Raw genomic sequence first — 12,256 nt, 5'->3', positions numbered from 1 at the left:
GCCGACCGTGCTCGGAGAAGCGGCCTGGTACTGGCCGCTATTTCTGCCACACTCCAGAAATGCGAGAAACTTCCGCCCGGTTACTGCTGTTGCTGTCGCTGCTGCAGGCACGGCGCGAATGGGCCGGATCGACGCTCGCCGACCGGCTCGCGGTCAGCATGCGGACCGTGCGGCGCGACGTCGACCGACTCCGTGCTCTCGGCTACCCCGTCTCCGTCACCAAAGGACCGGGCAGTAGCTACCGCCTCGATGCGGGCGCCGACCTGCCTCCCCTGCTGTTCGACGACGAGCAGGCCGTGGCGGTGGCCCTTGCCCTGCAGACGGCACCGACCACGGTCGCCGGTATCGACGACGCCGCGGCCCGAGCACTCACCACCATCCGCCAGGTGATGCCGGCACGTCTGCGCCACCAGATCGACGCCGTGGAGATCACGGCCGTCGGCAGCACACGAGATCCGATGCGGCCGCAAGTCGATCCGAAGGTCCTCGTCGCCGTCGGCACCGCCATGCGCAATCGCGAGGTGCTCCGGTTCGACTACGCCTCCGCTCCCGACCATGCCGACGCACGGCACGACGTGACCGCCTTCTTCCCACCCCGGCGGGTCGAGCCACACCACCTCGTCATGTGGAGTGCGCGGTGGTACCTGGTGGCCTGGGACCTGGACCGGGCCGACTGGCGCACCTTCCGCGTCGATCGCCTCACTCCGCGTTTCGGAACAGGCCCGCGGTTCGACCGCCGCGAACTACCCGCGGATGATGTCGGTCACTACGTGACACGGCAATTCGATCGCGGCTCGACCCGGCGGCGCTGGCCCTGCCAGGGCTTCGTGGAGCTCGACGCGCCCGCCACTCTTGTCGCACGGTGGGCACCGGAGGGCGCCACTGTGGAGGAAACCTCCGAGAACACCTGCACCCTCGGCCTCGGCGCGTGGTCATGGGTCGGCCTGGCCGCCCTCGTCAGCACCTTCGCTGCGGACTTCGAGGTGATGGGCCCGCCCGAGCTTGCCGCGGCCTGCGTCGAACTCGCCGAACGCTATGCCGCGGCCGGGCATCGCGGCTGACATCCCCGTCGCTCCGCTCGCCCCGGTTGACGGTGTTCCGTCGCCGACCGTAGGGTCGCGAGGACTGCTCCCCGTCAGCGAAGTCCGGTGCGAAACCGGCGCTGTCCCGCAACTGTGGTCCTCCGTGCTCCGGCCCGGGGGCTAGCCAGGTCGCCTGACGGGTGGGCGTGATCAACCGGCCTCGAGGAATGGGCCCCGGTTGGCGGCAGCTCTCCTGCCGTCGAGCGAGGCTTCCCTCGACAATCTGCAAGAGGGACACCATGCGTTTCGAGTCAGGGCGTTTCGAGTCAGGGCGTTTCAAGTCAGGGCGTTTCAAGTCAGGAACCGCCGCCGCAATCGTGGCCGTGTGCGCGCTGCTCTCCGGGTGCGGCACCTCGAGCGGGACGACCGCCTCCTCCGCAACCACCATTCCCACCGCGGTGGGGTCGTCCCCCACAGTCGCGTCCGCGCCGGCGTCGTCGATTCCATCGTCGTCGGTTCCGGCGTCGTCGGCCCCGGCTGCAACATCCAGCGCCCCCGCAAGCTCGGCTGCGACGTCCAGCGCCCCCGCAAGCTCGAGCGAACCGGCACAGTCAACGCCCGCCGACTCGGCCCCGAAGCGGATCGTCTCGCTATCCGCGAGCGCCACCGAGGACCTGTACGCGATCGGCGCCGGCGCCCAGGTGGTGGCGGTGGACAGCAACTCCAACTACCCGGCCGGCGTGCCGACCACCAAGCTGTCCGCCTACGAGCCGAACGTGGAATCGATCGCGAAGTACAGCCCGGACCTGGTTGTGCTCTCGGACGACATCAACAACATCAAGGCCCAGCTGACCAAGCTGAAGATCCCGGTCCTGGTGGAACCGGCCGCGACGTCGCTGGACGACACCTACCGGCAGATCCAGTCGCTGGGAACGGCCACCGGCCACACCGCCGCGGCGATCAGGACGGTCAACGACATGCGCGCGAAGATCACCGCTCTGATCGCTACCGTGCCGAAGCGCACCAGCCCGCTGACCTACTTCCACGAACTCGACAACACCCTCTACACGGCATCCTCGAAGACCTTCGTGGGCCAGCTCTACACGCTGGCAGGTCTGAAGAACATCGCCGACGCCGACAACCCGAAAGCGACCCCGTACCCGCAGCTGTCGGCCGAGTACCTGGTGAAGGCCGACCCCGACCTCGTCTTCCTGGCCGACACCAAGTGCTGCCAGCAGAGCGCAACGACATTCGCTGCTCGGCCTGGCTTCTCGGTCCTGTCCGCGGTGGGCGCCAAGCAGGTGGTCTCCCTGGACGACGACGTGGCCAGCCGCTGGGGGCCGCGTGTCGTCAACCTGCTGGCGGCCATCATCAAGGCCGTGAAGTCCGTCCGGACGTCCTGACCTTGTTCGGCGACGGGTTGCGGGAGGTGTCACTGCCCGCGACCCTGCAGCGCTCCCGCCTCGGCCCGTTCTGGGTGATGGCCGGTGTTGTCGCCGTCGTGGTCGCCGCCGTCGCCGGCATCGTCATCGGCCCGGTGACCATCCCGCCATTCGCCGCGCTCGGGCACCTACTGGGCCGAAGCACCGGGCTGAGCCCAACCGAGATCGCCATCATCGACGAGATCAGGCTCCCCCGGGTCGTTCTCGGCCTGCTGGTCGGCGGAACCCTGGCCATTTCCGGAGCCAGCTATCAGGGGGTCTTCCGCAATCCGCTGGCCGATCCCTACCTGCTCGGCGCAGCGGCCGGGGCCGGCCTCGCAGTCACCCTCGTGTTCGTCGGCGGCGTGGACGGCGGGTCGACGGTCGGTGGTGCGCCACTGGCAGCATTCCTGGGAGCCCTGGGCGCCGTCGGCCTGACCTACGCGCTCGGCGTGTCCGGTGGCGGTCGGCCGTCGACGGCCTCGCTGATCCTGGCCGGGGTCGCGGTGGGCAGCTTCCTGACGGCGATCCAGACCTATGTGCAGCAACGCAACCAGGACACCATCCGTCAGGTGTACTCGTGGATCCTCGGCCGGCTCTCCACCGCCGGCTGGAACGACGTCCTGCTCCTGCTCCCCTACGCCGCGGTCTCGTGGATCGTGCTGCTCACCCAGCGGCGGGTCCTGGACGTGCTAGCCGTCGGCGACGACGAGGCGGCAACCCTGGGGATCAACGTCCGCCGGACGCGACTGGTCGTCATCGTTGCGGCATCACTGGGAACCGCTGCGGCAGTGTCGGTTTCGGGCCTGATCGGATTCGTCGGCATCATCGTGCCGCACGCCGTCCGACTGCTGGCCGGCCGCAGCCACCGCGTCGTCCTGCCGCTCTCGCTGTTGTTCGGCGCAGCGTTCCTCTGCGCCGCGGACCTGTTGGCACGCACGGTCGCGGCTCCGGACGAGATCCCGATCGGTGTCATCACCGCCTTCTTCGGCGCCCCCTTCTTCGTGCTTGTGCTGCGGCATTCCAGACGGGACACGTCGTGATCTCGGCTCATGGGGTGAGCGTGACACTGGGCTCCCGAACGGTCCTGTCGGACATCGAATTGAACGTCGACCGTGGTGACTGGCTCTGCGTGATCGGCCCCAACGGGGCCGGGAAGTCAACCCTGCTACGGTATCTCGCGGGGATCGTGACCGGCCGGGGTTCCCTGGATCTCTCCGGGAAGTCATCGACCTCGCTGAACCGACGGCAACGGGCGCAGGCGGTCGCACTGGTGCCGCAGACACCGGTGATCCCGGACGGGATCACCGTCACCGACTACGTGCTGCTCGGCCGCGCCCCGCACATCCACGCCATGGCCGTGGAGAGCCGGCGGGATCTGCACTCGGTCCACGAGGCGCTCGTCCAACTCGACCTGATGGACATGGCCGATCGGGTGGTGGGCACCCTGTCCGGCGGCGAACGCCAACGGGTCCTCCTGGCCAGGGCTCTGGCCCAGGATGCCCCCATCCTGCTGCTGGACGAACCGACCACCGCCCTCGACGTCGGGCATCAGCAACAGGTGCTCGAACTGATCGAGACACTCCGCCGGGAAAGGCATCTCGCGGTTATCAGCACCATGCACGACCTGACCCTCGCCGGCCAGTACGCCGATCGCCTGATGCTGCTGAACCATGGTCTGATCGTGGCGCAGGGCACGGCGGAAGAGGTGCTCACCGAAGCCACGGTGGCACGCTTCTACGGCGCCAGGGTGCGCATCGTGCTGGACGAGGACGGCCGGCCCGCGGTGTTGCCGGTCCGCGGCGTCCTTGACGAGTCGCAATGACAGCAACGCCCATCGACAGCAAACTCAGTGCACGGCGGTGCGGTCGCCGATCCGGCCGATGATGTTCTGGTGCACCAGTTCGACCGAGCGATTGCCGTCGATCGATTCGACCAGGTCGCCGTAGAAGCGAAGAAGCGGCTCGGTGAACTGGTGGTAGAGCGCGAGGCGCCGTTCGATGGCCTCGATCTCGTCGTCGAACCGGCCGCGTGCCACGGCCCGCCCGATGAGGACGTCGTTCGGCGCCGTGAGCAGCACGACCGCGTCCAGACCCGGTGTCCCGGCGATCATCTGCTCGAGCCACTCGGCCTGCTCGGGCGTCCGTGGGAAACCGTCCAGCAGGAACCCCGAGCGCGCATCGGGCTCGTTCAGGCGCTCGGCCAGCATGCCCTGCGTGATCGAATCGGGCACCAGTTCGCCGGCCGCCAGCGCGTCCTTGGCCTGCTTGCCGAGGAACGTGTCGGCACTGATGTTGGCGCGGAACAGGTCACCCGTCGAGATGTGCGGGATGCCCCAGTGCGGAGCCAACATCGCCGCCTGCGTGCCCTTGCCCACACCCTGCGGGCCGAATATGAGAAGCCTCATCGTGGTCGGTTCCTTCCAGAGGGTATGGCGCTCCACCGGAGTGGAACATGTGGACTCCGCGGTGAGCTCCAGCTTTGGGCCCTGGGTCGTCCGCAGATGTCCGACCGTACCGAGGATCTGACCCCGCGCCGCGTCGTCGTCCTGTCACCTTGGCCACTGGATCGTGAAAGCCTGCGCCGGCACCCTGCGCCCTGTACCTGCACCCCAACGGCCGAAGCCGGCGACGGGATGGGCGGTGATCGTGGCACGGGGTACGTTGCTGGCATACCCCACGGTCCCGATGGTCCAGGAGCTCCCGTGCCGGCGCGAAAGGTTCGACGTGGCTGTCACTGACGAGGCGATCGACAAGATCAAGACGATGATCCTCTCGGGCGAGCTGACGCCCGGGGCCCGGCTGCCCAGGGAGGCCGACCTCGCCGCCGACCTTGGCGTATCGCGCAATTCCCTGCGAGAAGCGGTGAAAGCCCTTTCCCTGGTGCGGATCCTGGATGTCCGTCAAGGAGATGGGACCTATGTCACCAGTCTCGACGCACCGCTGCTGATCGATGCGCTCGGCTTCCTGCTGGACTTCCACCAGGACGATTCGGTGCTGGACTTCCTGGCCGTCCGGCGGATCCTGGAACCCGCCGCCACTGCCCTGGCCGCGAGAAACCTGACCACGGAGGCGATCGCGACGATCAAGCAGGTGATCGCAGCCGATTCCCTGCAGACCCCGGGCCATACCCTGGTCGAACACGATCTCAAGTTCCACGCCCTGATCGCCGCCGGCTCCGGCAATCCGGTGCTGACCGCGATGCTGGAGTCCATCTCCCTGCCGACCTCGCGGGCACGGATCTGGCGTGGCCTGACGCAGGAGGGCGCCTACGCACGCACCCTGCAGGAACACGCAGACATCCTGCGCGCCATCGAGAATCGCGAACCCGAACTGGCCGCCGCCCGGGCGGTCGTGCACATCGCCGGCGTGGAGGACTGGTTGCGTCGGGTGAAGGATGCGACCAGCGCTGCCGACTCCGTCTGACGGCGCGGCGCTCCGGCGGACCTGACGCCCCCGGCGTCCGACGCGTCATTCCTGCCGCTTTCCACCGGCCAGCCTGGTGATGATCAGCGCCAACAGGATCAGGGCACCACTGATGAACTTGATCGAGTCGGCCGGGACCTCCGCGTAGGACAGGAGTTTCTGGATCAGGATGAGCAGTAGGATGCCGAGGAAGGCACCGATCACCGAGCCGCGGCCCCCGCTGAGCGAGACACCACCGATCACGCAGGCGGCGAAGACCTGGAAGATGTAGCCGTCTCCCTGGCTCACCTGCACGCTGGCGAACTGGCCGGTGTAGATCAGTCCACCGAGGGCGGCCAGCACGGACGCGAGAATCAGTACCCCCCAGACGATCCGGTCCGCCCGGATGCCGGCTGCCCTGGCTGCGGCCACGTTTCCCCCGACCGCATACAGGGCTCGACCGAGCCGGGTGTAGGTCAGGACGAAGAACGAGACCGCGAACAGCACCACCACGATCACCACGTTGACCGGCATGCCAAGGAAGTCCGAACCGCCGAGATAGGTGACGGCATCGGGAACCTTGCGCAGCGTCTGCCCGCCGGTGAGGAAGGTCAGCAGGCCGCGGAGCGCGGTGAGCATCGCGAGGGTCACGATGAACCCGTTGAGCCCGAACTTCACGATCAGAAGTCCGTTGATCAGTCCGACGGCGACCCCCACCAGCAGGGCCACCGGGATGGCCATCCACTCCGAGGCCCAGCCGAACGCACCGACGTCTGCGGTGCCCATGCACGCCCAGATGGCGATCCCGGGGGCCAGGCCGAAGGTGGACTCCAGGGACAGGTCCATCTTCCCGACGATCAACACGAAGGCCTGTGCGAGCACGATCAGGCTGATGGCACTCATCGTCGTCAGGATGTTGATCAGATTGGCGCCGGAGAGGAACTTGTGGTCGACGAAATATCCGACCACCAGGACGGCGATCACCGCCGGCAGCAGCAACAGGTCGCGCAGCGATGACCACCGGAATGGTCGCGGACCCTCCACCGGAACGAATGCGGGCGCCTGACCGGGCGCACGGCCTTTGGCGAGATCTGTCATGGTGCAAGTCCTTCCATGGCGGCGACGAGCTCGTTGTCGGCCCAGCCCCTGTTCAATTCATGGCTGATGGTGCCCTGGAACATGACCAGCACCCGGTCGCAGTCCCGCAGGTCGTCCAGTTCGTCGGAGACGATCAATACCCCGGCGCCATCGTCACCGATCCGCCGGACCACGTCCAGCAGGGTCTGTTTGGATCGCACGTCGACTCCGGCGGTCGGTGAGATCAGCACCAGCAGCGAAGGGTCGTTGGCGAGCGCCCTGGCCATCACCACCTTCTGCTGGTTGCCGCCGGAGAGTCCGTCGACATCCTGTTCCGGGCCGGAGGTCTTGATGTCGAGGTCGGCGATCATGCTGCGGGCCCTGGTATCCCGGACCCTGGGCGCAAGCAGACCCACCGGACCCAGCTGGGCAGGAATCGTCAGGGTGACGTTGTCGGCCACGCTCATGGTCATTACCAGCCCCTGGTGGTGGCGGTCCTGCGGAACGAAGCCGATACCCGCATCGAGGCCGGCTCTGACGCTCCCCCGGCGGGGCACCACCCCGCCAACGGTGATCGAGCCGTCGTGTGCTTTCCGCAACCCGACGATCGTCTCCCCGACCGCTGCCTTACCGCTGGCGCCCCCACCGGCGAGACCGACGATCTCGCCGCGGCGGACGCTGAAGCTGATGTCCTGGAACTCCGGCGGGCGGCCCAGACCGACGACCTCGAGTGCCTTCTCGGTGGACGGGACGTCCCGTTTCGCGAGATCGGCGGACAGGTTCGCCTCGCCGGTCATCGCCTCGACCAGCTGATCATGGCTGAGATCCTCTGCGGCGGCGGTGATCACGTACCGGGCGTCCCGGTAGACGGTGATGTCCTGGCAGATCTCGTAGGTCTCGGCGAGGTGGTGGGAGATGAACAGGAACGTGACACCCTGGGTCTGGAGGTCACGGATCCGGATGAACAACCGTTTGATCGCCGCCCCGTCGAGTTTCGCGGTCGGCTCGTCGAGAATGATGAAACGTGCTCCGTAGGAAAGGGATCGGGCGATCTCGACCATCTGGCGCTGTTCGACGTCCAGGTCGCGGGCCTCCATCCGCTCGTCGACGGGCACCGACCAGAGATCCAGGATCTCTCGGGCCCGACGGCGCAGCGACTTCCAACGGATCAGACCGTGACCGTCGGTCTGCCGATTGATGAACAGATTCTCGGCGACGGACAGATCGGGAATGATCGTCGAATGTTGGTACACGCAGGCCACTTTCGTCTGCCAGGCCTCGCGATTGCCCATCGCTGGCGCTGACTCTCCGCCGAACAGCACCTGCCCGTCATCCGGTGCCAGCAGACCGGTGAGCACCGACACCAGGGTGGACTTGCCCGCACCGTTCCGGCCGACCAGGGCGTGGGTGCGCCCCTGCGTGATCGACAGCCGGACGTCATCCAGTGCGACGGTCGGGCCGAAGCGTTTCGTGATACCGATGGCCTCGACGAGCGCGGGACCGGTCGAGGTCCGCGGGTCGAATTCTGCGGAACGGGCGGGCGAGGCCATGCGGATGCTCTTTCCTGCGGAGTGGGCGGGTGCGGTGCCGGTGGTCAGCTGCCGTTGCCCCAGAGGTCCTTGGAGTCGAACTTGACCGTCGTCAGGGAACCCACCGCAGCGCCGTCCTTGGTCACCACCGGGGCAGGTAGCTGATCCTCCAGGAGTCCGTTGGGGGTGCTGATGATGGTGGAGTCGTGGTCGGTCCGGCCGGGCGCGAGGGTCTTGCCCTCCACCGCCGCCTTCGCGTAGAAAAGTGCCCACTTGGCGTACGAATCGGCCGGCTGGGAGACGGTGGCGTCGATTTCGCCGTTGCCGATGGCCTTGAGTTCGGAGGCGATGCCGTCGTTGGAGACGATGGTGACGTGCCCTGGCTGGCCTGCCGGGACCAGCTTGTTCTCCCGCTTCAGCAGAGCGAGCGTTGGCTCGAGGAACACCCCGCCCGCCTGCATGTAGATGCCGTTGATCGTGCCCTCCTTGACCAAGGCGTCCTGCAAGCCGGAAGCAGCCTTGTCCCCGGACCATTCGGTGGGGATCGCGATCACCTTGATGCCGGCGTACTTCTCCTTCATGCAGGATGCGAAGGCTTCGGACCGGTCACGTCCGTTGATCGAGGCCAACGCCCCCTGGAACTCCACGACGGTGCCCTTGTTGCCGAGCTTCTCGCCCAGGAAGATGCAGGCATTGGTGCCGTAGGCGCGGTTGTCGGCCCGCACCACCATGTAGACCTTGCCGGCGTCCGGCCGGGTGTCGACCGAGACGACCGGGATGTTCGCCTTTGCGGCCGCGGCCAGCGCCGGAGCCACCGCTGCCGTGTCCTGCGGAGCGATGACCAGACTCTTGACGCCCTTGGCGATCAGCGTGTCGACGTTGGACTTGAGCTTGTTCGCGTCATTGTCCGACGCGGTGTTCTGCAGCGTGACCCCGACCGTCGTGGCCATCTGCGGGACGAACTTGGCGTAGGCACTCCAGAAGTCCGAGTCCGAGCGAGGCTGGTCGACACCGACCAGTGGACTGCCGCCGGCGGAGGGCCCGGCTGAGGACGAGGGCGACGAGGCCGAGGCCGACGACGCCGGGACAGAGGACCTGCCGACGGACGCCGACGACACCGGCGCGACGCTGCCGGCGGTCGAGGATGAGGAGGAGGTGGCCGGGGGCGCCACCGCCGACGAGGGAACACTGGAAGTGGTTGCGGCCGTGGTGCTGTCCCGGCCGCAACCGACCAGCGATGCGGTGAGCACCGCGACTCCGGTCAGGGCAACGATGACCTTGCTGAGCTTCATGGCTGAACGTCTCCTTGTGCGGGGTGAGCGCTGCCGTCCGGCTGGGCGCGTCGAACCAGGGGCACCGTTGCCCCTGGGCTGGTGTATCGATCTCTGTTCAGACCTGCACTCACGTCACGGGTGTCGGATCACCGCGCCACCGGACGCAGACGCAGGCCCTGCATGCCACCGTCGACGGCCAAGGCGGTTCCGGTCGTCGAGCCTGCCGCCGGTGACGCCAGGTAGAGCACCGCGGCAGCCACCTCCTCGGGCCTGACGAGTCGACCGTGCGGTTGGCGGGCCTCCAGCGCCGCACGCTCGGCGTCAGGATGCTCGGAGGCCCCGAGAAGCCTGCCCACCCAGGGGGTGTCGGCTGTTCCGGGGTTCACGCAGTTGACCCGGATTCCCTCCCGGATGTGGTCGGCGGCCATCGCGAGGGTCAGCGAGTAGATGGCCCCCTTCGACGCCGAGTACAACGCGCGCTGGGGAAGTCCGGCGCTGGCCGCGACGGAACCCATGTTGACCACCGATGCGTGTTCGGAGGACCGCAGGTAGGGCAGCGCCGCCCGCGTCACCCGGACCACGCCGAGCAGGTTGACGTCGAGCACCCGGCGCCACTCATCCAGGTCGTTGTCGGCGACGGTGCCCTGGGCCCCGATGCCCGCGTTGTTGACCACCACGTCGATCCCGCCGAGGGCCTTAGCAGCCTGGTCGATGGCCGACACCACGGCTTCGTCGTCCCTGACATCCGCCGCGAGTCCCAGGAGACCCGCGGGTACCCCGGCGTCGATCGATCGCGGGACGTCCAGCACGGCCACCGCCGCGCCCTGCTCGGCGAAGGCCCGTGCCGTGGCAAGTCCGATACCGGACGCGCCGCCGGTCACCACGACCCGAAGGCCGGCGAGGGGGTTGACAGTCATGAGTGCACACCTGACTCCTGCTCGATCGATCGTCCGGAACGGACCCGATCATCTTCTGCCGCTGCGTCGCCCGCCGTGTCACCGGCGGCGGCGGCGGCGTCCAGGGTCGCGAGTTCCCTCCACACGGCACCATCCGGGAACAGGTGGTCGACCCGCGAAGCCGGCTTGATCTCGGCGGAGAAACCCGGATCCGTCGGCGGCAGGTAGCGGGCCCGGCGGATCACCGTCGGCGTCACGAAGTGTTCGTGAAGATGATCGACGAATTCGATGGCGCGGTCGTCCATGGACGTCGAGATGGCGACGTAGTCGGCCATGGCCAGGTGCTGGACGAGTTCGCAGAGTCCGACGCCGCCGGCGTGTGGGTACACCGGGACGCCGAACTTGGCCGCCAGCAACAGGATCGCCAGGTTTTCGTTGACCCCGCCGACCCTGGCCGCGTCGATCTGGATCAGGTCGACCGACCCGGCCTGGAGCAGTTGTTTGAACACCACCCGGTTCTGGGTGTGTTCCCCGGTCGAGACCGGGATGGGCGTGATGCCGGCCCGGATGGCCGCATGGCCCAGGACGTCGTCCGGACTGGTCGGCTCCTCGATCCAGGCGATGTCGAACTGCCCCAACGCATTCATCCACTCGATGGCCTCGTCGACGCCCCACCGCTGGTTGGCGTCGACGGCGATCCTGACTCCGGGATCCACTGCTGCCCTTGCCAATCCGAGCCGTCGGCGGTCGTCCTCCAGATGCAGGCCGACCTTCATCTTGATGATGCGGTACCCGTCCTCGACCGCCTGCTGCAGCAGGCCGACCATCTTCTCGTCCGAGTACCCGAGCCAACCCGGTGACGTCGTGTACGCGGGGTACCCGCGCTCCAACAGGTCATCGATCCGGGTCTGCCTGGTCGGCTCGGCCCGTTGCAGGATCTCCAGTGCCTCGGCCGGCGTGAGCGCATCGGTGAGGTACCGGAAGTCGATCAGGTCCACGATCTGCTGGGGCGTCATGTCGGAGATCAGGCGCCACACCGGTTTTCCCGCGATCCTGGCGGCGAGGTCCCAGGCGGCGTTCACCACGGCCCCGATCGCCATGTGGATGACGCCCTTCTCCGGCCCCAGCCACCGGAGTTGCGAGTCGGAGGTCAGCGAACGAGAAAAACCGCCGAGATCGTCGACGACGTCCTGTACGTCACGGCCGACGACGAGATAGGACAGGGCGGCGATGGCCGCCGTCTGCACGTCGTTGCCGCGACCGATGGTGAAGACGAAGCCGTGGCCGGTCAACTGAGGATCGGAGGTCACCAGGCGCACATACGCGGCGGAATAGTCCGGATCCGGATTCATCGCGTCTGACCCGTCGAGATCTCTCGAGGTGGGAAAGCGCACATCGAAGGTGTCCAGGGCGAGAATCGTGGGCATTGGGCGGGAAACTCCAGTCGGCGATGACGATGGTCCGCTTCAGACATCCGATGTTTGAAGACCTCCGATGTGTATATCACCTGAGCTAGTAGGTGTCCAGCGTCACAAGCCGCGAACATCACGCTCCAGCGATCCGATCTCTGTCGAACCGCTGAAGCTGCTCGGTCCCGCGTCGGCGACGGTCGTAGGGTGAGAACGGTCCATCA

General features: G+C 67.5%; 11 protein-coding genes and 1 riboswitch. Of the genes, 5 read left to right on the top strand and 6 right to left on the bottom strand.

Annotation, left to right across the window (positions count from 1 at the left end; translation table 11 throughout):
• Nucleotides 1-59 precede the first annotated feature (59 nt).
• The 4 genes from ABIB25_RS06000 to ABIB25_RS05985 all read left to right on the top strand — a co-directional run bounded on the left by ABIB25_RS06000 (nucleotide 60) and on the right by ABIB25_RS05985 (nucleotide 4,268).
• Nucleotides 60-1,061: a helix-turn-helix transcriptional regulator gene (locus ABIB25_RS06000; RefSeq protein ID WP_354527496.1), complete on the top strand. Its 1,002-nt coding sequence runs from the start codon at nucleotides 60-62 to the stop codon at nucleotides 1,059-1,061.
• A 35-nt stretch (nucleotides 1,062-1,096) separates the two neighbouring features.
• Nucleotides 1,097-1,233: riboswitch (cobalamin riboswitch) on the top strand.
• Between the two features lie 88 nt (nucleotides 1,234-1,321).
• Complete coding sequence (locus tag ABIB25_RS05995) at nucleotides 1,322-2,425, top strand: ABC transporter substrate-binding protein (protein WP_354527495.1); 1,104 nt, start codon at nucleotides 1,322-1,324, stop codon at nucleotides 2,423-2,425.
• 77 nt (nucleotides 2,426-2,502) lie between these two features.
• Nucleotides 2,503-3,486 carry a FecCD family ABC transporter permease gene (locus ABIB25_RS05990; RefSeq protein WP_354527561.1) on the top strand — a complete coding sequence of 328 codons (984 nt, stop codon included), beginning with the start codon at nucleotides 2,503-2,505 and terminating at the stop codon, nucleotides 3,484-3,486.
• 14 nt (nucleotides 3,487-3,500) lie between these two features.
• Nucleotides 3,501-4,268, top strand: a complete 768-nt coding sequence (locus tag ABIB25_RS05985) for an ABC transporter ATP-binding protein (RefSeq protein WP_354527494.1) — start codon at nucleotides 3,501-3,503, stop codon at nucleotides 4,266-4,268.
• A gap of 24 nt (nucleotides 4,269-4,292) precedes the next feature.
• Here the strand turns inward: ABIB25_RS05985 and ABIB25_RS05980 are convergent, their stop codons facing one another.
• Entirely contained in the window at nucleotides 4,293-4,850 is a 558-nt protein-coding gene (locus ABIB25_RS05980; protein ID WP_354527493.1) for an adenylate kinase, read from the bottom strand.
• A 319-nt stretch (nucleotides 4,851-5,169) separates the two neighbouring features.
• Here ABIB25_RS05980 and ABIB25_RS05975 point away from each other — a divergent pair, with 319 nt between their 5' ends.
• Nucleotides 5,170-5,868, top strand: coding sequence for a FadR/GntR family transcriptional regulator (locus ABIB25_RS05975; RefSeq protein ID WP_354527492.1), 699 nt, complete (start codon nucleotides 5,170-5,172; stop codon nucleotides 5,866-5,868).
• A gap of 45 nt (nucleotides 5,869-5,913) precedes the next feature.
• On the opposite strand, the gene ABIB25_RS05970 is transcribed toward ABIB25_RS05975, so the two are convergent.
• The 5 genes from ABIB25_RS05970 to ABIB25_RS05950 all read right to left on the bottom strand — a co-directional run bounded on the left by ABIB25_RS05970 (nucleotide 5,914) and on the right by ABIB25_RS05950 (nucleotide 12,050).
• On the bottom strand, nucleotides 5,914-6,945 hold the full coding sequence (locus ABIB25_RS05970) for an ABC transporter permease (protein WP_354527491.1): 1,032 nt from the start codon (nucleotides 6,943-6,945) through the stop codon (nucleotides 5,914-5,916).
• Nucleotides 6,942-8,474, bottom strand: a complete 1,533-nt coding sequence (locus tag ABIB25_RS05965; RefSeq protein ID WP_354527490.1) for a sugar ABC transporter ATP-binding protein — start codon at nucleotides 8,472-8,474, stop codon at nucleotides 6,942-6,944. The genes ABIB25_RS05970 and ABIB25_RS05965 overlap by 4 nt, the downstream gene beginning before the upstream one ends.
• A 44-nt stretch (nucleotides 8,475-8,518) precedes the next feature.
• Nucleotides 8,519-9,745, bottom strand: a complete 1,227-nt coding sequence (locus tag ABIB25_RS05960) for a sugar ABC transporter substrate-binding protein (RefSeq protein WP_354527489.1) — start codon at nucleotides 9,743-9,745, stop codon at nucleotides 8,519-8,521.
• A 128-nt stretch (nucleotides 9,746-9,873) separates the two neighbouring features.
• Complete coding sequence (locus ABIB25_RS05955) at nucleotides 9,874-10,644, bottom strand: SDR family NAD(P)-dependent oxidoreductase (protein WP_354527488.1); 771 nt, start codon at nucleotides 10,642-10,644, stop codon at nucleotides 9,874-9,876.
• Entirely contained in the window at nucleotides 10,641-12,050 is a 1,410-nt protein-coding gene (locus ABIB25_RS05950) for an L-fuconate dehydratase (protein WP_354527487.1), read from the bottom strand. Before ABIB25_RS05950 ends, ABIB25_RS05955 begins: the two co-directional genes overlap by 4 nt.
• Between the last annotated feature and the right edge of the window lie 206 nt (nucleotides 12,051-12,256).

This window comes from Nakamurella sp. UYEF19 (assembly GCF_040546275.1).
Classification (GTDB): Bacteria; Actinomycetota; Actinomycetes; order Mycobacteriales; family Nakamurellaceae; genus Nakamurella.
Note: the sequence above shows the minus strand (reverse complement) of the source record. Positions and strands in the feature narration are given on the sequence as shown.